Origin of the sequence: uncultured Maribacter sp., assembly GCF_947500405.1 — a bacterium.
Lineage (GTDB): Bacteria > Bacteroidota > Bacteroidia > Flavobacteriales > Flavobacteriaceae > Maribacter_B.
Genome location: NZ_CANMRY010000004.1, coordinates 373,410 through 394,586, shown reverse-complemented (window position 1 = coordinate 394,586; position 21,177 = coordinate 373,410). Strand labels below are relative to the sequence as shown.

19 protein-coding genes are annotated in these 21,177 nt (G+C 29.3%); 7 read left to right on the top strand and 12 right to left on the bottom strand.

Annotated features, from left to right (window positions below):
• Complete coding sequence (locus Q0945_RS08215; RefSeq protein ID WP_299433275.1) at positions 1-450, top strand: winged helix-turn-helix domain-containing protein; 450 nt, start codon at positions 1-3, stop codon at positions 448-450.
• A 491-nt stretch (positions 451-941) separates the two neighbouring features.
• On the opposite strand, the gene Q0945_RS08210 is transcribed toward Q0945_RS08215, so the two are convergent.
• Positions 942-2,822 carry an SMP-30/gluconolactonase/LRE family protein gene (locus Q0945_RS08210; RefSeq protein WP_299433272.1) on the bottom strand — a complete coding sequence of 627 codons (1,881 nt, stop codon included), beginning with the start codon at positions 2,820-2,822 and terminating at the stop codon, positions 942-944.
• 137 nt (positions 2,823-2,959) lie between these two features.
• Between Q0945_RS08210 and Q0945_RS08205 the strand changes: the two genes are divergently transcribed.
• On the top strand, positions 2,960-4,249 hold the full coding sequence (locus tag Q0945_RS08205; RefSeq protein ID WP_299433269.1) for a hypothetical protein: 1,290 nt from the start codon (positions 2,960-2,962) through the stop codon (positions 4,247-4,249).
• A gap of 274 nt (positions 4,250-4,523) precedes the next feature.
• On the opposite strand, the gene Q0945_RS08200 is transcribed toward Q0945_RS08205, so the two are convergent.
• The 7 genes from Q0945_RS08200 to Q0945_RS08170 all read right to left on the bottom strand — a co-directional run bounded on the left by Q0945_RS08200 (position 4,524) and on the right by Q0945_RS08170 (position 10,613).
• The gene (locus tag Q0945_RS08200) at positions 4,524-5,939 is read right to left on the bottom strand and encodes an alkaline phosphatase (protein WP_299433266.1); all 1,416 of its coding nucleotides are present in this window, start codon (positions 5,937-5,939) and stop codon (positions 4,524-4,526) included.
• Positions 5,940-5,958: 19 nt separating this feature from the next.
• Entirely contained in the window at positions 5,959-6,396 is a 438-nt protein-coding gene (locus Q0945_RS08195) for a hypothetical protein (RefSeq protein ID WP_299433263.1), read from the bottom strand.
• Positions 6,386-7,639, bottom strand: a complete 1,254-nt coding sequence (locus Q0945_RS08190) for an ABC transporter permease (protein WP_299433259.1) — start codon at positions 7,637-7,639, stop codon at positions 6,386-6,388. The genes Q0945_RS08195 and Q0945_RS08190 overlap by 11 nt, the downstream gene beginning before the upstream one ends.
• Positions 7,636-8,265 (bottom strand): ATP-binding cassette domain-containing protein, encoded by a 630-nt coding sequence (locus tag Q0945_RS08185; RefSeq protein ID WP_299433256.1) that lies wholly within the window; start codon positions 8,263-8,265, stop codon positions 7,636-7,638. Before Q0945_RS08185 ends, Q0945_RS08190 begins: the two co-directional genes overlap by 4 nt.
• A gap of 229 nt (positions 8,266-8,494) precedes the next feature.
• Positions 8,495-9,388 (bottom strand): GTP-binding protein, encoded by an 894-nt coding sequence (locus Q0945_RS08180; protein WP_299433253.1) that lies wholly within the window; start codon positions 9,386-9,388, stop codon positions 8,495-8,497.
• A gap of 165 nt (positions 9,389-9,553) precedes the next feature.
• Positions 9,554-10,219: a GTP cyclohydrolase I FolE gene (folE, locus tag Q0945_RS08175; RefSeq protein ID WP_299433250.1), complete on the bottom strand. Its 666-nt coding sequence runs from the start codon at positions 10,217-10,219 to the stop codon at positions 9,554-9,556.
• Positions 10,209-10,613 carry a MerC domain-containing protein gene (locus tag Q0945_RS08170; RefSeq protein ID WP_299433247.1) on the bottom strand — a complete coding sequence of 135 codons (405 nt, stop codon included), beginning with the start codon at positions 10,611-10,613 and terminating at the stop codon, positions 10,209-10,211. The genes folE and Q0945_RS08170 overlap by 11 nt, the downstream gene beginning before the upstream one ends.
• A gap of 82 nt (positions 10,614-10,695) precedes the next feature.
• Between Q0945_RS08170 and Q0945_RS08165 the strand changes: the two genes are divergently transcribed.
• Positions 10,696-11,076: a transcriptional repressor gene (locus tag Q0945_RS08165; protein WP_299433244.1), complete on the top strand. Its 381-nt coding sequence runs from the start codon at positions 10,696-10,698 to the stop codon at positions 11,074-11,076.
• A gap of 20 nt (positions 11,077-11,096) precedes the next feature.
• Here the strand turns inward: Q0945_RS08165 and Q0945_RS08160 are convergent, their stop codons facing one another.
• Both Q0945_RS08160 and Q0945_RS08155 read right to left on the bottom strand, forming a co-directional pair.
• Positions 11,097-12,143 carry an alpha/beta hydrolase gene (locus tag Q0945_RS08160; RefSeq protein ID WP_299433241.1) on the bottom strand — a complete coding sequence of 349 codons (1,047 nt, stop codon included), beginning with the start codon at positions 12,141-12,143 and terminating at the stop codon, positions 11,097-11,099.
• Positions 12,143-12,790, bottom strand: coding sequence for a hypothetical protein (locus Q0945_RS08155; RefSeq protein ID WP_299433238.1), 648 nt, complete (start codon positions 12,788-12,790; stop codon positions 12,143-12,145). The genes Q0945_RS08160 and Q0945_RS08155 overlap by 1 nt, the downstream gene beginning before the upstream one ends.
• A gap of 262 nt (positions 12,791-13,052) precedes the next feature.
• Here Q0945_RS08155 and Q0945_RS08150 point away from each other — a divergent pair, with 262 nt between their 5' ends.
• The 4 genes from Q0945_RS08150 to Q0945_RS08135 are packed head-to-tail and all read left to right on the top strand — an operon-like array spanning position 13,053 to position 18,130.
• Positions 13,053-13,733 carry a TetR/AcrR family transcriptional regulator gene (locus tag Q0945_RS08150; RefSeq protein WP_299433235.1) on the top strand — a complete coding sequence of 227 codons (681 nt, stop codon included), beginning with the start codon at positions 13,053-13,055 and terminating at the stop codon, positions 13,731-13,733.
• Positions 13,726-15,393 (top strand): ATP-binding cassette domain-containing protein, encoded by a 1,668-nt coding sequence (locus tag Q0945_RS08145; RefSeq protein ID WP_299433232.1) that lies wholly within the window; start codon positions 13,726-13,728, stop codon positions 15,391-15,393. Before Q0945_RS08150 ends, Q0945_RS08145 begins: the two co-directional genes overlap by 8 nt.
• Positions 15,393-16,742, top strand: coding sequence for a biotin/lipoyl-binding protein (locus tag Q0945_RS08140; protein ID WP_299433228.1), 1,350 nt, complete (start codon positions 15,393-15,395; stop codon positions 16,740-16,742). Before Q0945_RS08145 ends, Q0945_RS08140 begins: the two co-directional genes overlap by 1 nt.
• Entirely contained in the window at positions 16,742-18,130 is a 1,389-nt protein-coding gene (locus tag Q0945_RS08135) for a TolC family protein (RefSeq protein WP_299433224.1), read from the top strand. The genes Q0945_RS08140 and Q0945_RS08135 overlap by 1 nt, the downstream gene beginning before the upstream one ends.
• 402 nt (positions 18,131-18,532) lie before the next feature.
• Here the strand turns inward: Q0945_RS08135 and Q0945_RS08130 are convergent, their stop codons facing one another.
• Both Q0945_RS08130 and Q0945_RS08125 read right to left on the bottom strand, forming a co-directional pair.
• Positions 18,533-19,834, bottom strand: coding sequence for an MFS transporter (locus Q0945_RS08130; protein ID WP_299433221.1), 1,302 nt, complete (start codon positions 19,832-19,834; stop codon positions 18,533-18,535).
• A gap of 22 nt (positions 19,835-19,856) precedes the next feature.
• Positions 19,857-21,170, bottom strand: a complete 1,314-nt coding sequence (locus tag Q0945_RS08125; RefSeq protein WP_299433218.1) for a DEAD/DEAH box helicase — start codon at positions 21,168-21,170, stop codon at positions 19,857-19,859.
• Between the last annotated feature and the right edge of the window lie 7 nt (positions 21,171-21,177).

The following is a 21,177-nucleotide window of genomic DNA, read 5'->3' as shown; positions in this document are numbered from 1 at the left end:
ATGTCAGCATTGAAAGATCCTGTTGCTATTTCAGTAGCATCAGGATTCCATTACATAGGTTCAATAATCTTATTACTAGTATTAATTAGTTTTGCTTTACTTTTAAGAAAAAACAAGAAAACAACTACCAATAATTCAGTAAAACATACAGATTATTTAATATTTGGTACTTATAAGTTCTACGAAAATCAAAATAAGCTTGTACGTAACAATTTAGAATTTAAATTAACTCTTAAAGAATCTCAAATACTTAAAATTTTTATTCAGAATCAAAATGTAATTGTCAAACGAGAACAGCTTACAAAAGAAGTTTGGGAAGATAATGGGGTTGTTGTCGGTAGAAGTTTAGATGCCTTTATTTCTAAAATACGAAAGCGGTTTAAAAACGATAACTCCATAAATATCGTCAATATACACGGAGTTAGTTATAAACTTGAAGTTATTGATTAATAATATCTTTAGCCATCTATTTCACACGCATTCCACTTCTCTCTTATCATTTTTAGGGAAGCCTACAGTGAAGCTAGTGATTCTATAAGTATGTTAAACCAAGTGGAAAAAAATAAACTTTCTGAGTTATTAAAAAAAATGATGTTTTATTTGGATAGTTGAATAGCATTTAGATTATGTAACAACTCGTTAACAGACTACTTTAGATAGGTTTGATAGTAAAATTAAGTAATTCTAGACTACCAAGCTTCCTTTTCCTTAGAATTTCAATATTACCTTTATTTGTATTAATATAGCCTTCTATATATCAAAATATCAATCCATTAAGAGAAAACTCTCCTGTTTTTTGGCTTTCTAAAAGAAGTAATGAATAATAGTATTATTTAGATACTCTTTTAATTATTAGCGTTTCAGATTTGTGTACTTTGTTTTAAACAACACACTTCTCAAAATACTTTCTTTTTCCTCTAATGGATTGATAATTTTAACTTTTACTTGTAACTGTAAGCTCTTACACTATTGTCTAGAAAAGTTGGTATATATAGTGTTTGTAATTCTTGATTGTATTCAAAATCTGCAATATTAAATTTGCCTACCCCATTAATAAGTAGTTTTACCTCTCCATTTTTATTTACTTTATACAAACTTCCTTCCCAAATTGAAACTAAATAATTCCCGTTAGAATCAATTTTAATACCATCAACAATTCCTGAACCAAATGACACAATATTAGATACATTCTTTGTACCCATAACTACTTGTTTTAAAGAAGAATCTCCTCCATTTCCAACAATTAATTTATCATCATGAAAACAAATACCATTTACATCTACTAACTCATTGGAGCGTATCCAAGGTATTATTTTATCTTTTTTTAAAATGAGTATATCTGGTACACCATTATTTTTATCGGAATTGGTAATATAAATTCTGCCTTTATGATCTGCAACTACATCGTTAGCAAAATTAATATGTTCTGGATATGTATATCTAGATACAATTTTACGCTTTTTAATACTTATTTCGACCAATTCATCTCTATCTACCACAAACATTTTATCTTTATAATTACATATTCCTGTTGGAGATTTAAGTCCTGTAATCCATAAAGAATCTAGCATTTCTCCTGTAGCAGATAATTTTGATATAAAACCTCTATGTTGTTGGTTTTTAGCAAAGTTATTAAAGTTAGTAACATAAAGAGCAGCTTCTTCTTTACTATATAAAACAGATTCAGGGCTTAAATTAGAAACTTTTAAATTCCATGATAATGGTATTGTACTTTTAGTTGTATTTAAGGTTTTAATTTCTTCAACACCTTTAAATTTTAGACCCCACCCTCCAAAAGTTTCTGATGATTTGATAAATAATTCGTTGAGCCCTTTTTTTAGGTTAAGGTATAGTGTATCGTTTAAACCTATAAAACCAGCAAATGATTTTACTCTACTTCTAAATGCATAATTACCAGAGTAAATAAGTTGTTTGTTAAAGTAAATCTTTGCAGCGTCACTATAGCCAAATGCTAGTTTTAAGACTTTATCTTTATCCGATTTAATTATACTTTTAACATAAATACAATTTTCTTTTTTTGTCGCTTTTCTGTATTTAGAAATATTTAGTAAACCAGTATCATCCAAATCTACAGTTTCCCAATTTGCACTATTTAAACTGTTGAATTTTGGATATGCATTGCTTTTAAATTCATCTTTAGGAAACTTTTTAGACAATTGAAATGTTTGTGTAATTGATTTTTCTTTATCTGAATTTTTATTAAGGTATTGACTATTAATACGCCCAGTTTCTTTAATTATAAAATTTGAAATGTAAGAATTTCGATTACCTGAAACTATCGATAACGCACCATCTTTATTTTCTGTTATTAATTTATGAACGGTCATACTTGGCACGGTCATATCATCTACATATACTTGAGCTTTATCATTAACAACAACCAATTTAACATGCACCCATTTGTTATAAGCCATATTTAATTTAGACGTATAACCTTCTCCAGAGTATAATTGCCAACATACATCTCCTTTAAAAGTGGGGGCATACTGTAAAGCATCATCATATAAAAAAAATCTGTGAGGTCTAAAATAAAAAAACTCGTAGTTATTATTTTGCTTTCGAAAATGAATTCCAGGATAAGAACGCTTATCAGCTAACCAAATATCAAATTCTATAGTACCATTTTTAAAATTTGTTTTTTTTAGTGTTGCCTTACCTATTAGACATTTTCTATTGTCAAAATCTATGAACTCTCCTTTTTCTAGTTTCCAATTTTCTGTATTTAATGGAATTAAATTTTGTGCCATTAAACTACTAATTGTTGTTGTAATGCATAGAATAAATAATAATGTTTGTTTCATTTTTAAATCAATTTTAGAATTGTAATTTTAATTTTTTAATTGTTACTAAAACAAACTTAAATTAGCATCATTATTAAGTAGTAACATTTTACAACCATTTTACAACCATTATAAATTCATTATTGTATTCTTTTTTTATGGCAGACATAAATTCCTTAGACATAGAGTTGTTAGAAAAAATTAAAGAGAAGGTAATTAAAGTTACTGGTTTAAACCCATCAAAAAATTGGACGCATAAAGATTTTAATTTTTTAGTTTTTTTTATAGAAAAAAATGCAGGAATAAGAATAAGTTTATCTACACTTAAAAGAATTTATAATAATGAAAATACCAGATTACCGCATATAACAACTTTAGATGTCTTATCTAAAATTGCCTATAACAAGAGTTGGCAAGAATTAAAAAAGGAACATATAGAAAACAAATTTGTAAGTACTGCTTCTTCAACTCCTTTAAATAAAGAAAAGAAAAAGTTTAGTAATACAAAACTAGTATTGCTTTGTGCAAGTTTTATAATATTAATCTTATGTATTTTACTATCATTTTATAAAAAAGAAAAGGACATCAATATACTAGGAGACATAAGTTTTGCTAGCGACAAATCTATTTCTGAAGGCGTACCCAATACCATTATGTTTAACTATGACGTACATAATATTAATGCGGATAGTTTATTTATACAACAATCATGGAATAAAGCCAATAAAATAGCAATTAATAAAAGTGGATTTCTTTCTAGTATTTATTATTACCCAGGTTTTCATAGGGCAAAACTTATTGCAAATGACTCTGTAATAAAACAAAACCCTGTACATATTACAACTAAAGATTGGCTCCCAGTAATACGCTATAAATACAATGATAAAATACCAATTTATATTAGTGAAAATTTTAATTCTAATGGTAAATTATCTGTATCAGAAGAGATATTAAAAAAAAGCAATGTGAAAACAGAAAAAAAATTTTCGCTTACCTATTATAATGTTCGAGATTTTGAAAATTTAAGTGGTAACAATTTTGTATTAGAAACAAGATTAAAAAATGATAGTATTAAAAATTCAGTTTGCCCTACGGTTGAATTAATGATAATGTGTGAGATGGATATGATTCGTGTTAAACTTACAACGAAAGGTTGCGTAAATTTATCAAAAATAAGAATCGGAGAAGTTACTAAAAAAGGGGTTAATTATGACTTATCTGGATTTGGTACAGATTTATATAATTGGCAAAATCTTACTGTAAAAGTTGAAAATAAACACGCTACAATATTTTTAAATGACAATAAAATATTTGAAACTAATTATAATTCTGATTTAGGTTATGTAAAAGGATTGTCTTATTCATATAATAGTTTAGGTTCCATAGATTATGTAAAGCTTTTTAATGACAAGAACAATAATGTATTTGAAGATTATTTTGAAGATTAGAATACTATAAGTAATCTTATATCGTATTGTTAAATAACTTCTATTGAGAAAAATTATTCTAAATCATAAAATTAACAGTCAATCGTTTTTAAATAAGCTTCTAAATCCCAATTACGTTGGTGTGCCTTTCCTTTTAAATAAAGCGTATACGCATGAATATTTTTAGTACCTAAGACAAATAGTAAAACTGCTATGAACTTTCGGGTTATCAAATTATATAAGCTGTCAAATCAAAAATAAAAAAAATGATATTGTTATTATAATATGCATTAATCTAAAACGTATTTTCAATTTCTGCAGCTTCTAACATTAAGTAATGAAGGTCTGTATTTTTTATAAATGGTTTTAATAAACTACTTCCAGGACCATACATAGCCAATTCCACATAATCGGCAGAATGGTGCATACTTATCCAACCTACAGAATTATGCTTTTTTTGAATTTCGGCCAAAGCCTTAAAAGGAAGATGCTTTGGGTTATAAAGACCTTCTTCTGTTTGTAGGTTAGAATAATAGCTTAATAATAATTTTGCTTCCTCATTAGTAAGCTCAAAATTATTAGCATACGCTACTCTTTCTTTTATTTGCGCTACAGAAGTTTCTTTTCCTAATCCGTTTAATACCCAATCATTAGTATGTTTATATTTTTGAATTGTATCAAAGTTTTCATTAGCCTTACCCCCATAAATAACTCCTGGATTTGCATTACCATGATCGGTAGTTATAATAACTAAAGTTTCCTCATTTTGCTCTGCAAAATTCATAGCTACCTCTATAGCTTTGTCATGTGCTACTTGGTCATAAATAAGACCTGAAATATCATTACCATGGGCTGCCCAATCTACTTTTCCTGCTTCTACTTGTAATACAAAACCATTAGGATGGTCTTTCATAGCTTCAATAGCTTTTTGGGTCATCTCGGCAAGCGTAGGCACTTTTTGTAATAATTCTTTATTGTTTTCTCTATCTATAGAATACGGAAGTCCCTCATCATGAAAAACGCCCAAAATAGGTTTATCATTAGTAGCAGAAAACATAGCATCTCTTGTTTTTACTACTTCATAACCGCCTTTTGTAAAGGCTTTGTACATATCTTTTTTATCTTTTCTGTTTTCTGAAGAAAAGTACTTATTTCCCCCTCCCATCATAACATCGAACTTTTGCTCTAAATATTTCTCTGCAATTTTTTCCTGTGCATTTCTAGATTTAGAGTTTATACAAAAACCTGCCGGAGTAGCATGGGTAATTGGAACGGTAGTAACACAGCCTGCCTTTTTACCTGCTTTTTTAAATTTTTGCCAAATAGGTAAATGTTCTTCTCCACTTTTACTAACATTAATTGCACCATTGCTTATACGTACTCCTCCACCCCATGAAGAGCTTGCTGCAGCAGAATCTGTAACCATAGAACTTGCAGAAGCCATATCCATTAAAGCTCTATTAACTCTACTATCTTTGTATAGTTGTAACCAATTAGAACCTTTTCCTGTTTTTCTTGATAGGTAAAGATCGGCCATATTCAAGGTGCCAATACTCATACCATCACTAACAATTATAATAATATTCTTTGCCTTTTTGCTTTTATTATCAATACTAAATGGGATAGTGTTGGCTTTTCCTGTAAAAGGGTGCAATATTGTTGATCCTAAAGTAAGTAGTGATCCTTTTTTAAAAAATTTTCTTCTGTTCATTTTTAAAAATTATTCAGTATTATTTCATATCAATACCAGAGCAATCTGTAAGAATATAGTTAAAGTGTTCTATATCGTCTTTGTTAAGTTTTAATATTCCAGTTATTACCACCACATCATCGGTTTTAAAATCTGGTTTAGATTTAAATTGTATTTCTACTGCGGTTTCTGGTCCACCTTTTCCACAAAAAAAGCAAGAGGCCAATGGATTTTTAGACAAAACAAGTAATTTTCCATCTGGAGAAACATCCAAAAAATAACCCGATAATGTAACTTCTTTACCTGCAAGGCTTGCCATTTTTTTACTAAACTCAGGATACAGGAAATTAGAATCATAAGCGATAAAATATTTTTCTGTATATTCAATATCAGCCAAATCATCCCAAGTAAGGTTTACTTGCCCCAAAGCACTCATAGAAACGAACATTAATAGCAGATAAAAGATTTTACTTTTCATCACTTAAAATTTTAGAGATATTCATTTTTAATATAGGAAAGATGGCAAATAAAATGGATACCATTGATATAATTAATATTATTAAAATGCTATTTAACATTTTAATAGTAGAAAAAGTTAATATAACCTCTTGTTGAAACTGCGATTTAAACAGACTTACTATAAAGTATAACCCTATCTGAGAGAACAGAAAACCAAAAATTAAAGAAATAAAGACTATTAAAACACCTTCAAAAGCTACAATGCGGAATAATTGAAAATTACTTGCTCCATAGGTTCTCATAAGAGCAAGATCAAAAGCTCTCTCTCTTACCATTTTATATAGACTAATGAAAATTGTAATACATGAAATTAAGAGAATAATATATGCAATCCACGAAATTGCTTTAACGCCAACACCAGTAAAACGGAATAGCCTTTCTAACTCATACTTAGGTAAGGCGGCTTGCATATTAGAATTTGTATTAATATTTCTTGGCATGGTCATTAACCCCATAGGATTTCTAAAAGAAACCAGAATAGAAGTTACTTCTTTATCTTCATTTTTATGAGCATGATGTTCATATTCTTCATGAATTAACTCTTCTTTATGCTCTCTGTGAATTGCCTCTTCTTCTTCAGCTTCCTCATGGTAGTGTACATCCCAAATACTACCTAGGCTTGTTACAATAAGTTTATCAATAACTTTATACGTTGGTTTATAAAGACCTACGACTGTAAAAGATTGTTCATGTTCTTCTATTGCATTTTCGGATAAACCGTGCGAACTTAAAAAAGTATCACCTATTTGTAAATTTAATTTTTGCGCTACATCATTCCCTAAAACTACTTCCATAGAATTTTCTATTCCTTTTCCTTTTAAGAGTTGTGCTTCATATATTTTTGGGAAACCTGCAGTAGTACCAACAATACGATATCCTTTATAATTATCGCCATAGGATATTGGAATAGCCGTTTTTACCAACGGATTTTTAGCTAATTTTTCTACTTCAGAGTACTTAATATTTCCTGTTGGATTATCTATATGTAAAACGGAAGAAAGTACTAATTGTAAAGGGCTTCCTTTTGCTCCTACAACCATCTCTATATTCCCTAAAGTATTAGTAAATTGGTTTTGTATAGAGGAATCTAATTGCTGAATTCCTAATAACAAACCAACACTAATAGATAAAGAAAATATACTAAGAAAGGCATAGAGTGGTTTATGAAGAATATTTTTAATACTTATAATCCAGTTGTTCATAGCGTAATTACATTTTTAAAGGATGATGTAATACGTATATCATGAGTAATGACTACTAAATTTGCTTTGTTTTTTTGTGCCTGTTGCTGTAACAAACGCATTACTATGTTACAATTTTCATCATCTAGACTAGATGTAGGTTCATCTGCTAGAATAATTTTTGGCCTATGAACTACCGCCATTGCAATACCAAGGCGCTGTAGTTGCCCTTCGCTAAGCTCGTTTACCTTACTATTTTTAGTTTCAATTAAATCTAATTGTTCTAATAAAAAATCAATTTCAGAACGTTTTATGGTCTCGCGACTAAAAAAAAGACGGGCTTTTAAATTATCAAAAACACTTAAAGATTTAACTGCATGATTTTTTTGAAATATAAGGCCTATATTTTTTCCTCTAAATTTATCTAATTGCGAGTGCGATAAGGTATTTATATCTATTTTATCAATTACTACAGAACCACTAAATGGCTTTAATATACCTGCTAAAAGATGCAAAAATGTGGTTTTACCTATTCCAGATTTTCCAAGAATAAGTAAATTTTCTTGTTCCTGTAAATTTACACTTGGGAAGCTAAAAACAGCTTCTTTCTTTTTATATTTAAATGTAAGATTACTGGTTTGTACCATCTTAAATTTTGTGGACTGCAATATACTAATACTCTACGAGCCATTTATCTTGTTAGGGAAATAATTGTTTTTCCCATTATCGGATTTCAGCCTCTTTAAGAACACATTTTTCTATAACAACTAGGCTTCATTAATAGGAAGATAGCTTTGAGCAATTGTGTCTAAAATATCTGGTAAATATATTACCTTTTTCACATTAACGCAACTTAGTTGCATTAATTATCATCCATTAAAGGCTAAGTTTTATAGCTTTTTCCAATACATTTGGTGCGCTTCCAGGTCCAACAGCTAAAAGTTTAGTCCCCGTAATAGGAATACCATTAAATGGTCTTACAAAAATTTCGCCATCTGGTTTTCTTTCAAAATAGGTGTAATTAGACTCCCCTTCTATTTTTGCGCACCCTTTTATTCTTAATATACTATTGGGTAATTGCTTACAAATTTCATGAATACAATTTACATTTGACAAAACTGGTAAATCCGTAGAGCAAGAAGACCAATGTGCTTTTTGATGGTCTAACTTTTTTGCCGAATTAGCTGATGGCAGTAGTTCAGGAAGTAGTTCTACATCTAAAGTTGCTATAGTCAATATTTTAGCAAATGGGTTTAAAGCTTTTATTTCATTAACTACGGTGGCTTGTCTATCTTCTGTAACTTCATCAAGGTGCGTTACTACTAGAAGCGAAGAAACCTGTATTTGATTTGATTCCAACTCATTATATTCTCCCCTCTTTTGCCAGTTTTTAGCATCTACCACAGAAATTTGAACTGGTGGTAAAAATCTATCCTGTAAACCAACACCTAAGAACTCCATTAAAGAACAAGCATCCGAAGTTCCGTTTGCTTCAATTAAAGTAATACCATTTTTTCGTTCTGCTATTTTATTTACTGTATTCCTAAGTTCTACAATACCACTACAACAAATACAACTACCATTAAGGGGTTTAATAGATTTTAAATTTAATTTTTGAGTTAACTGCTGAGCATCAATACTAGCATTTTCATAATCATTAAGAATTACAAATGGATCCCAACCTTTAGCAATAAAACTGTTTATTAAGAATTTTAGCAAGGTAGTTTTTCCTGCTCCCAAAAAACCTACTACTGTAATTATAGCTTCCATTTTTGTAATTAATATACAAACACTATCCTCTATTTGGGTTAGGTTTATTTTTTAAATTTAAATAATAGGAAAGTAATGAAATTTTACAATTACCTCTTTAAAAAGCTTTTTCGGAACGCTTTTTTTGTCTAGTAATTTCTGAATATAAATTTTGTTATCCTAATTTTATATTTTTTCTTGCGCTATTATTTTTAAAAATTCATTTCTATTAGCTTCGTTTTCAAAACTGCCACCATATTCTAAGGTGGTAGTAAAACTACTTTGGTCTTTTATTCCTCTTGAAGAAACGCAAAGATGCTTTGCCGTTACAGAAATAATAACATTTTTTGTCTCTAAAACTTCTTGTAAATCATTAAGAATTTGAAGCACCAACCTTTCTTGAACCTGCGGACGGCGTGCATAATAATCTACTAACCTGTTAATTTTAGATAAACCAATTACCTTATCCTTTGGGATATAGGCAACATGTGCATGCCCTACTATTGGTAAAAAATGATGCTCACAGGCAGAATCAATATTTATATACTGTTCTACTAGCATTTTTTTATAACCGTACTTATTTTCAAAAACGGATAGCTTTGGTTTATTTGCTGGATTTAAGCCATAAAAAAGCTCTTTTACATACATTTTAGCAACACGGTATGGAGTACCAGATAAACTATCATCCGTTAAATCTAAACCCAACTCTTCCATTATTTTGGAAAAATGATATTGAATGCTTTCTATTTTCTCATCATCACTTTTATCAAAAGCATTAGCTGTTAAAGGAGTTTCTATACTTGAGGAAATATGATTATCCCCTGTTATATCTACTTGTTCTTTATTCTTCATTTACACAACATTTATCTGTACTACATTTACAGTGTTTTCTATTATATAAGTGCAATACCACTAATGCAATAGCTGGAACATAAATAATAGCCTCTGGTAAAGAAAATAATTCTAACTTTTCGTTTAAGATTATTGCAAATAATGCCCCCCAACTTGACCAAAGCATAGGTTTAATCCACTTAATAGTTGTTGTTTTTGTAGCCCAATAAATGGCAAAAAAAGAAATAGCAAGAAAAAAATAATCCATAAACTTCCACCATGTTGGCGGGCCACTGGAAAATGTTACTGAACTAGCTTGCGCCATAAATAAAAATGGAGTGGCAACACAATGAACAAGACATAAAGAACTTGCAAAAGTTCCTAAAATATCTGACCTCTGTTTTATTAAAATCATTTATTAAAATTGTTATTACAACTGAGTTGCAAATGTAAAGATATTATTTGTTAATGCAACACTGTTGCGTTATATTTGTTTCATGGGAGTAATTAGAAAAACAAAAGCTGTTGAAGTTTTACTTAATGAGTTTAACAATAGTTCTACAGCTATTTCTGCAAAAAAGCTTATTGCGGAATTAGACTCTACATTTAATAAAACAACCATTTATCGTGTATTAGATAAGTTAGAAGATGATGGTATTTTACACTCATTTTTAGGCAAAGAAGGACTTAAATGGTACGCAAAGTGTAATGGTTGTACCGCGTCTGAACATGCAGATCTGCACCCTCATTTTCAATGCTTAAGTTGTGGAAAAGTAGAATGCTTAACTGTTAGTGTTACACTACCTAAAATACCTAATAAAAAAATAGAAACTTCCCAACTATTACTACAAGGAAAATGTGAAGCTTGTTTTGTTTAGATAAATTAAGCTTTTAATTTCTACTTATTATCCCTAATAAATGTAATTACTTCTTCTGCAAATAAATCTGGTTCTGTTGCCATAGGAGAATGTCCAGATTTTTCAAAAATTACTAATTTCTTATTACTAGCCCCCAAGTTATCATAAGAATCTTGAGCATACCTTATTGGTACTACCATATCGTATTTTCCCCATAAAATTAAAGACGGTACTTTTATTTCTTTAAGCCTGTCTTTAAATGTTATATTTTGAAATAAATCTTCATCTAAGATAGATTGGGTATTAGCCATATTCCAGAACAAAGTTAGAAGGTTGTATTTTAATATTGTATTTTCATCACTTTCTACATTTTCATTAATAACATTTGTGTCTGCTAACTTTTCTTCCGCTTTAAAAGCTTCCGAATTTAATTTACGCATATCCTCCATATTATATTCTGGAGCAACAGTATTAGTTAATTCTATTAGACTTTCCCAATATTGAGTTTCATTACCAGCGGTAATTTGTTCTGCCGCTACCCTTTTAAAATTAGCTATATATTCCAAATACATGGATTTAGGGTTGTGTGAGCCATCAACATCTATCCATCCTAAAAAATCAGTTTGATCTTTTAATAAAGTTGCAGGGCCTAAAGCACCTCCCCAACTATGACCCATTAAAAAAAATCTAGAGTCATTACCGTATTTATGTTTAATAACCTTTACTAACGCTAAAACATCTTCGGCCATAATATCTATGTTTATTCCGTTTTCGGAATAACTACCTTGTGCCATTCCTGAACCCCGTTGGTCAAAATAAACTACAACACATTCTTTTTCAATAGCATCTTTAATAGTATTAGAACGATAATTTAATCCTATACCACCCGGTCCGCCATGTAAAATAATAAGGAATAGTTTTTCAGATGCATTACCATGTATATAAGCTGGCATATCTGCCTTTTTATGCCGTACAAATATAGTATCACTTAATTCAGAGGTATCCTCGTCATTAGAACAAGAAAAAACGGTGCATAAAACAATTAGCACTCCTATTTTATTGGCGTATTCTTTAATAAACTTCTGCATTATTTTTTATTTTTAAATTTAAATCGATATCCGTATTGAAGGTTAATAGATGGTACGGTACCCGCATTAAAAGGAGTTCTTAGTACTAAATTTATCTTGAAATACCTTCCTGTCAATTTTTTACCTAGTCTTTGTTTTCCAATTCCTAATGATATAGATGGTGCATAATAACTTCTGCCTGGCAAGAAAACCTTATCAACATCATCGCCTTTTACTTCATAGGTTTCTGGTAATATAGAACGGTAGTAGCCCAAAGGGTTAAAATCTACACTAAACTGTTTTCCCTTCTTATTGGTTCTGCGCCATGTTATACCATAATTAGTATAGAAACCGGTATCTGTCTTAGAGGAAAAATTTGTAGTGAATCCTAAATTTCCGTTTAGTAGAAATTGATGCGTATTTGTTTTTTGCCCTCTTCTCTTATTCTTAACTTTCTTTTTTTCTTCTAAAAGATATTCGGCTCCTAAATTTATTCCATTATTCCAGAATATATTTCCAGAATAACCTGCCGTAAATTCTGTCCGATCAAAAAAAGTGTTGCTAGATAAGTCCGAAACGCTACGTATAACTTTTGGTTCTTGGGAAAAACCTACAGTAATACACAGTAATAATAATAATAATAAAAGTAACAGGGATAGTTTTGTCATATGCCATTTCTTTTTGATGGATGGCACGAAAATATCTTTATAAACTATGCAGCCATGTTAAAGGTTTAATAATTAATACCTAAAAGATTGATAAAAGCACAGCACTTATGTTAAATAATAAATTGTTCTGTTGCATAAATGACAAAATAGAAAAAACAAAAACTGAAAAATATTAAATACTAAATTCGCTTAACTTTAATTTAACAATATTTATTGCTAAATTAATAGTATTACTATTAATTTAGCAATTTTAAATTCAGTTATGGAAAAATTACTATTAAATATTAAAATAGAAATACCTAAAGAAATATATTTAAAAGACCCAGAATCGTCCTCATTAGGTAAAAAAATACTAGAACACAGTATTATACTAATTGAAGAAGGTGGTTTTGAAAACTTTAATTTTAAAAAACTTGGAAAACATATAGGATCTAACGAAAGTTCTATTTACAGGTATTTTGATAGTAAACATAAACTTTTGGTATACCTTACTTCTTGGTATTGGGGATGGATAGAATACCAGCTAGTATTAGAAACCTATAGCATAACAAATGTAAAGGATAAACTAATGAAGGCTATTAGTATACTTACTAGGACTACAAAGCAGGATACCAAATTTAATCATATAAATGAGATATTATTAAACCAGATTATTATTAATGAAAACTCAAAATCTTATTTAACTAAAGATGTTGACACTGAAAATAAAGAAGGGTGTTTTATGTCTTATAAACGAGTTATACAGCGCTTTTCAGAAATAATTACTGCTTATAATGGCCAATATAAGTATAGTTTAAGTTTGGCAAATACAGTTATTGAGGGAGCTTTACATCAACATTATAACAGAATGCATTTTAAATCCATCACCAATTGCAATTCTAAAATAACACCTTCTGATTTTTTCACAGATTTAGTACTAAAAACAATTTCAGTAAATGAATAATACTATTTTATCTCCTTGGCAACGCTTTTTAGGACTATTAAAATTAGAACGAAAAGATATTTTTCAGGTATTTTACTACGCAATTTTTGAGGGTATTGTAGCATTATCTTTACCACTAGGAATACAGGCAATTATAAATTTAATTCAAGGTGCACAAATATCTACTTCTTGGATAGTTTTAGTTGTCTTAGTAACTACTGGTGTTGCATTTTCTGGTATTCTAAAGTTAATGCAAATGCGTATTATTGAAACAATACAACAACGCATTTTTACAAGAGCTTCTTTAGAATTGAGCTATAGGTTCCCTAAAATTAAAATGAGCGAGTTACGTAATTACTATTTGCCGGAATTAGCAAATCGTTTTTTTGATACGCTAACAATACAAAAAGGATTATCCAAAATTTTAATAGATGTTCCGTCGGCCTTTTTACAAATTATATTTGCTTTAATTCTGCTTTCATTTTATCATCCCTTTTTTATAGTTTTTGGGTTACTACTTTTACTTTTAATTTATATGGTATTTAAATATACCGTTAAAAAAGGGTTAGATACTAGTTTAAAAGAGTCTAAGATAAAATACCAAGTAGCATATTGGTTACAAGAAATATCTAGAGTAGTAATTAGTTTTAAATTATCTGGTAATACAAATTTAGCAATGTCTAAAAATGACAATTTAGTCTCACATTACTTAAAATCTAGAGAAAGTCACTTTAAAATACTAATACTACAGTTTATACAAATGATTGGCTTTAAGGTATTAGTTACAGCCGGACTTTTATTAATTGGTGGTTTTTTAGTTCTTGATCAACGTATGAATATAGGACAATTTGTAGCTGCAGAAATAATTATACTTCTAGTAATTAATTCTGTTGAAAAATTAATATTAGGGTTAGAATCTTTTTATGATGTGTTAACTTCTATAGAAAAACTAGGACAAGTTGTAGACAAACCTATAGAAGCTCAAAAAGGGGAAATAATTAATACAAACAAAGACTTAACTATAGAATTTCAAAATGTTACCTATGCCGTTAAAGAAAGAAACCAGCCAATTTTAGAAAACATTTCTTTTACTATAAACCAAGAAGATAGAATATTAATAGAAGGAGAAAGTGGTTCTGGAAAATCTAGCTTATTTCAACTAATTTCAGGAGTTATACTTCCTACTTCAGGATATATTTACATCAACAATTTATCTATAGAGAGCCTCTTTATTAGCAAATATAGAGCCATACTAGGTTTATCTCTTTCTTCTGAAACACCTTTTGAAGGAACCATAAGAGAGAACATAACTTTTGGTGATACTACAATTACTGATGAAGAAATTTATGAAGCTTTTGATAATTTAGATTTAACCGTCTTTTTAAAGCAACAGTCAATGGGGCTTAACACCATCTTAAAACCAGAAGGAAAACAAATAGCATATACTACCGCAAAAAAAATAGTTTTAGCAAGAGCTATTGTTAAAAAACCAAAATTATTAATTCTAGAAGACCCACTGGATCAATTTCATAAAACAGAGGCAGAAAAGATAATTAATTTTATTACTAAAGATTCACATGCTTGGAGTTTAATTGTTGTTAGTAATAATGAAACCTGGAAAGGTAAATGTAATAAGCATATTACGCTTAAAGAAGGTAATATTATAAAAAATAATAGATAATGTTAAATATCTCTAACAACAAAGTTTCTGAATATATAGATTTAAAGAAATTTAAATCTGGCAAAGAAATATTCACAAAGGAATATCATAAAAGATTTAAAATATTTTTACTAGTATTTTCTATTGCTTTAATAATTATTTTATTCTTACCATGGACACAAAATATAAGTAGTAATGGTAATGTTACTACTATAAAACCTAACCAACGCCCGCAAACTATACAATCCCAAATACCTGGCCGTATTGAAGAATGGTTTGTACAGGAAGGGAACATTGTTAAAAAAGGGGATACTATTCTTAGGATTTCTGAGGTAAAAAGTGATTATTTTGATGAAAAATTAGCAGAAAGAACAGATAACCAAATTACAGCAAAAAGTTCTTCTGTTGCGGCATATAAAAGTAAAGTTGGAGCATTAAAAAATCAAATTTCTGCTTTAAAACAAGAAAGGGTATTAAAACTAAAACAAGCAAAAAATAAAATAATACAATCAAGATTAAAAGTAAAAACAGACAGCATAGATTTAGTTGCTGCAAGAATAAAAGCAGATATAGCAAAAACACAATTTAACAGAGCTGTTTTACTACAACAAGAAGGATTAAAAGCTGTTAAAGATGTAGAGGAAAAAAGAGCGAAATTACAAGAAGCAGATGCAAAATTAATTTCACAGGAAAATAAATTTTTAAGTGCAAATAATGACGTAATTATCTCAGAACTCTCCATTTCTACTTTAAATGCAATGTATGCAGACAAACTTGCAAAAGCGCAAAGCAATTTATATACAGCACAATCTAGCGGTTATGATACGCAAGTAGAAGTGTCTAAACTAGAAACTAACCTTGCTAACTACCAAAAACGTAATAGTTTACTATTTATAACCGCACCACAAGACGGTTTAATAAATAAAACTATAAAATCTGGTGTTGGCGAAACGTTTAAAGAAGGAGAGCATTTAGTTAATATTATGCCAACTAACTATGAGTTAGCTGTAGAAATGTATGTTCGTCCAATAGATTTGCCACTTTTACATTTAGATGAAAAGGTGCGCGTGCAGTTTGATGGTTGGCCTGCAATAGTGTTTAGTGGGTGGCCAAATTTATCTTATGGCACCTATGGGGCAAAAGTAATTGCCATTGAAAACAATAGTAGGAACAATGGTATGTACAGAGTATTATTAGCTCCAGATGAGAATGAGATAATGTGGCCCGAAGATATACGAGTAGGCTCTGGAGCAAAAACAATTGCCCTTTTAGATGATGTACCTATTTGGTTTGAACTTTGGAGGCAGTTAAACAGCTTTCCTCCTAATTTTTATCAGCCTAACCAAGATAAAACTAAAAATAAAGAATAATGCGAAACATATTTACTTTACTAATCTTTCTCAATATATCTTTTGTTTTTTCACAAGAAATAAGCTCTATTTTGTCTTTAGAAGAGTATTTAGGCTATGTAAAAAAATACCATCCAATTGTAAAACAATCGCAACTTATTACTACAGATAGTGAAGCAAAATTATTAAAAGCAAGAGGTGCTTTTGACCCAAAAATAGAAGTAGATTATAATAGGAAAAAATTTAAAGAAACAGAATATTATGATAAGCTAAATACAACTTTTAAAATACCAACATGGTATGGCATTGAACTAAAAGCAAATTATGAAAATAATGATGGGGTATTTTTAAACCCAGAATTAAATACCCCAGAAAATGGCTTATATGGTGCTGGATTTTCTATACCATTAGCCAAAAATTTGCTTACTAATAAGCGAATGGCAACATTAAAACAAGCAAAATTCTACAAAAAACTTGCACAAGCAAAACAACAATTAGTTGTTAATGATATTTTATATGAAGCTATTACTGTCTATTTTAACTGGCTAAAAAATTATAATGCAAAATTAATTTATGAAGATTACTTAGCGAACGCCAAAATAAGGTTTGAAAATGTAAAAAGTAGTTTTATAGCTGGAGACAAGCCAGCAATAGATACTTTGGAAGCAAATATTAATTACAAAAATAGAGTTCTAGATCTTGAGAAATCTAAAATTGGATATATTAAATCTAAGCTAGAACTTTCTAATTACTTATGGCTAGAAAATAATTTGCCTGTGGAGTTAGAAACTTCTATAAAGCCAGATTTAAATACACTTACTACTATTGATGTTGTACTAAGTAGTTCTGTTTTAAACATACAAAGTGATTTTATAAAAAATCACCCAAAAATACAAGAGCTAAACGCAAAAAGAGATATTTTAATTACGGATAAACGACTAAAAAAGAACAACTTATTACCTACAATAGATTTAGAATATAATTTCTTAACAACAGAATACAATACAACTAACTCATTAAACACTGCAAACTATAAAAGCGGATTGCATATAAATTTTCCTCTTTTTTTAAGAAAAGAACGTGCTGATTTAAAATTAGCAAAATTAAAATTAAAAGATACAGAGTATACTATTACTGCTACAGAAGTTACCCTAAAAAATAAAATTGAAAGTTTAAAAAAAGAAATTGAATCTTATAATACACAACATAGTATTTTAAATGAACTTGTAAAGGACAATAAAAAAATTGTTACGAGTGAAGAACGAAAGTTTATATTAGGAGAAGGCTCCCTTTTTCTTGTAAATTATAGAGAGGTTAAATTTATTGAAAGTCAACTAAAAAATATAGATATAGAATACCTTTTACTTAAAACAAAATCAAATCTTTTAAGAACGCTAGGTAACTTATAAATAATCGTGAGGTACTGTTAATGTTACTTTAACCTTAGTGCAAACTATAGGATAAATTTAGCTTAAATGATTATTTCATTTTTTTTGTAAATAAAGAATTAAGTATTCTTGGGAATTTGCCTATAATCTAGTTGGGTATAACCAAGTCTTCAGTAAAAAATTCATCTAAAATATATCCTGTGAGTTTTTCAAGGTTTTTTTCATAAATGATACCTTCATAATCCCAATGAGCTGCATAAAAATAATGATTGGCTTATTTTCTAGAACTTTTTGAGTAGGTTTATTTTCATCTTTATATACCGAAATCGTTGGTGTTAGCATAATTAAATCTAATTATTTTCAAGGACTGAAAAATTTAGGAATTTATCTAATTACTATTTTTGTAAAAAATATTCTAATCTTTTACTGTGGATTTTTTACACGTATAGAAGCTATAATAAGAAAAAATACAAAAGTAAGTGTTACATAACTTACGTAGCTATAAGAACCCAAAACAGTATAACAATAGCTAAACAAGCTTGGTGCAATTGCACTTGCTACTACCAAAAAACTCATAATTTTACCTGTAATTGTTCCTAAATATTTTCTACCATAATATTTTGGCCAAGTAACTACATTAATAACTGTAAACAAACCTCCCATAATCCCTATTCCTGCAATTATCATGTATATACCTACAGGATTAGAAAGTAACAGCATTCCTAAGGAAGCTAGAATACCACTAACCAACATAAAATATAAGTATATTTTATGTTGTACATAATCGCTTAGAATATTACATAAAGCAGATACTAACACTGCAATAATAGAAATTGGTAAAAAAATAGCAATAGCCTCAGATTTTGTATAAGACTGTGCTCTAAATATAGATACAATGTGAAATGTAAAACCAGTAGAGAAAAAACTATGAAACCCTAACATTAGACCAAACATCCAAAAAGCTCGGGTTTTCTTAGCTTCTTCTAGAGTAAAATTGGTTTCTTCTACATCTACAACAGTCGTAATTTCTTGTTTAGCAAAACCATCTGGAAGTAAGTTAAAATCTTCTGGTTTATTTCTATAAAATTGTAATATACAAAAACTAAAAAGCAATAAACATAAAGCTATTATTTGCCAACTAAGTTCCCAACCGTTGTCTGTAATTAGTTTATTTAACAAAATTGGAGAGCTAGAAAAACCTAAAGAAACCAAAATACTACTAATAGAATTTATTTTACCTCTATTTTTTCTAAACCAAATCATAATCATATTTCTAGAGGCCATGGTTAAAATACCTTGACCACTAAAACGAATTAAGAAAAATAAAAGCGATATAATTACAAAAGATATTATCCAACTAGTAGAATTAAAAAAAACTTTAATAACGCTGCTAATATCTACAGAAAAAGAGGCTACTAAAAGTGCTATACTCAATAGTATTGTTGCAAAAAAAGCAACATATCTTGCTCCATAAGCATCAAACCAAACACCTGCTCTAGAAACCACTAAAGAACTTAATAATGTTCCTATCATATAAGCGTTACTAAATTGATTTCTGGTTAATCCTAAAGCATCTTTTACAGGGTCCGTAAAAACAGATACTCCTATGGTTTGTCCTGGAACACTTGCCAAAACTCCTATTGTTCCAATAAAAAGAACTACATAACCGTAAAAGAATGGAAATCTTTCAGGCTTTATAAAAGAGTATTTGTTAGCTTTTATCATTAGAGCTGCAATTAAAATGTTCTTAAATAATTTTTATACGGACTTTTTTCTTTTTTAAGCGACTATTATTTAATTTTTCAACTAGATTACTTGCTATAGAATCTGGCACGGCAACAAAAGCACAATCTTGTTTTAACTCTATTACTCCAAGTTGCTCCTTAGTAATATTACCTTGTTTTAAAAATAAACCAGCAATATCTCCTTTAGATATTTTATCTTTTCGTCCTCCAGAAATAAATAATGTTTGCCAGGATTTGGATTTATGATTATTTCTCTCCGTAATATCAGCCTCTGGAACATTTTTCACAAACTCTGGAAGGCTTTGATTTTTCCATTGCAATAAATATGCTGTTCCTTTTTCATTTACACGAGCGGTTCTACCATTTCTATGTGTAAACTCCTCTAAATGTATAGGAAGTTCATAGTGAATAATAAATTTAAGTTCTGGTATATCTATTCCCCTTGCCGCTAAATCTGTAGCAAGTAGTATTTGACTTGTACCGTTTCTAAATTTTATTAAAGCTCTTTCTCTTTCTTTTTGCTCCATCCCACCAGAAAAGCGTGCATGAGAAATACTATGTCTCTGTAGAAAAGAACTAACAACAGCAATACTATCTTTTAGATTACAAAAAATAATTCCTGGCTTATTCCCTACATGTAGAAGTACGTTTAATAATGCATCTAATTTATTTTTAGTTGGTGAAAGAACCGTTTTAATCTGTAACTGCGAATTCTTCTTCTTATCTAAGTAGTTTATAATTTTAGGCTGCTCTATTTTTACGAAATTTGGAATTTTAACTCCCTGTGTAGCAGATGTTAATATACGTCTATCCAAACTTGGAAGTTCTTCTAAAATAGAGCTCATTTCATCTTCAAACCCTATTTCCAAAGACTTATCAAACTCATCTAAAATTAAAGTTTTAACACTTTCTGTAGAAAACCGTTCACTATCTATATGATCTAATATTCTGCCAGGAGTTCCTATTAAAATAGCTGGTTTATGCTTTATATCTATTTTATCTTTAGACATAGGTCTACCACCATATACAGCATTTACTTTAAAACCTGTTCCCATGTTACGAGTTACTTGTTCTATTTGTATTGCTAATTCTCTAGTTGGTACAATAATTAAAGCTTGTATTTCTTTAGTATCCGGATCCAAAACATTAATTAATGGCAATAAAAAAGCTAAAGTTTTCCCCGTTCCTGTAGGAGAAAGTAGTATTGTATTCTTAGTAGATGGTATAGTAGTAATAGCTTCTTCTTGCATTGGGTGCAACGCATTAATCTGCAATTTATTTAGAATATCTTGTTGCGCTTTTATTGGGTTTGCCATTAAACTA

Excerpts from the sequence above, each read along its gene's own strand:
- Q0945_RS08155 (WP_299433238.1), bottom strand. The coding sequence starts at position 12,790 with ATGACAAAACTATCCCTGTTACTTTTATTATTATTATTATTACTGTGT.
- Q0945_RS08200 (WP_299433266.1), bottom strand. The coding sequence starts at position 5,939 with ATGAACAGAAGAAAATTTTTTAAAAAAGGATCACTACTTACTTTAGGA.
- Q0945_RS08205 (WP_299433269.1), top strand. The coding sequence starts at position 2,960 with ATGGCAGACATAAATTCCTTAGACATAGAGTTGTTAGAAAAAATTAAA.
- Q0945_RS08125 (WP_299433218.1), bottom strand. The coding sequence starts at position 21,170 with ATGGCAAACCCAATAAAAGCGCAACAAGATATTCTAAATAAATTGCAG.
- Q0945_RS08145 (WP_299433232.1), top strand. The coding sequence starts at position 13,726 with ATGAATAATACTATTTTATCTCCTTGGCAACGCTTTTTAGGACTATTA.
- Q0945_RS08160 (WP_299433241.1), bottom strand. The coding sequence starts at position 12,143 with ATGCAGAAGTTTATTAAAGAATACGCCAATAAAATAGGAGTGCTAATT.
- Q0945_RS08150 (WP_299433235.1), top strand. The coding sequence starts at position 13,053 with ATGGAAAAATTACTATTAAATATTAAAATAGAAATACCTAAAGAAATA.
- folE (WP_299433250.1), bottom strand. The coding sequence starts at position 10,219 with ATGAAGAATAAAGAACAAGTAGATATAACAGGGGATAATCATATTTCC.
- Q0945_RS08185 (WP_299433256.1), bottom strand. The coding sequence starts at position 8,265 with ATGGTACAAACCAGTAATCTTACATTTAAATATAAAAAGAAAGAAGCT.
- Q0945_RS08180 (WP_299433253.1), bottom strand. The coding sequence starts at position 9,388 with ATGGAAGCTATAATTACAGTAGTAGGTTTTTTGGGAGCAGGAAAAACT.
- Q0945_RS08165 (WP_299433244.1), top strand. The coding sequence starts at position 10,696 with ATGGGAGTAATTAGAAAAACAAAAGCTGTTGAAGTTTTACTTAATGAG.
- Q0945_RS08140 (WP_299433228.1), top strand. The coding sequence starts at position 15,393 with ATGTTAAATATCTCTAACAACAAAGTTTCTGAATATATAGATTTAAAG.
- Q0945_RS08130 (WP_299433221.1), bottom strand. The coding sequence starts at position 19,834 with ATGATAAAAGCTAACAAATACTCTTTTATAAAGCCTGAAAGATTTCCA.
- Q0945_RS08195 (WP_299433263.1), bottom strand. The coding sequence starts at position 6,396 with ATGAAAAGTAAAATCTTTTATCTGCTATTAATGTTCGTTTCTATGAGT.
- Q0945_RS08135 (WP_299433224.1), top strand. The coding sequence starts at position 16,742 with ATGCGAAACATATTTACTTTACTAATCTTTCTCAATATATCTTTTGTT.
- Q0945_RS08170 (WP_299433247.1), bottom strand. The coding sequence starts at position 10,613 with ATGATTTTAATAAAACAGAGGTCAGATATTTTAGGAACTTTTGCAAGT.
- Q0945_RS08210 (WP_299433272.1), bottom strand. The coding sequence starts at position 2,822 with ATGAAACAAACATTATTATTTATTCTATGCATTACAACAACAATTAGT.
- Q0945_RS08190 (WP_299433259.1), bottom strand. The coding sequence starts at position 7,639 with ATGAACAACTGGATTATAAGTATTAAAAATATTCTTCATAAACCACTC.
- Q0945_RS08215 (WP_299433275.1), top strand. The coding sequence starts at position 1 with ATGTCAGCATTGAAAGATCCTGTTGCTATTTCAGTAGCATCAGGATTC.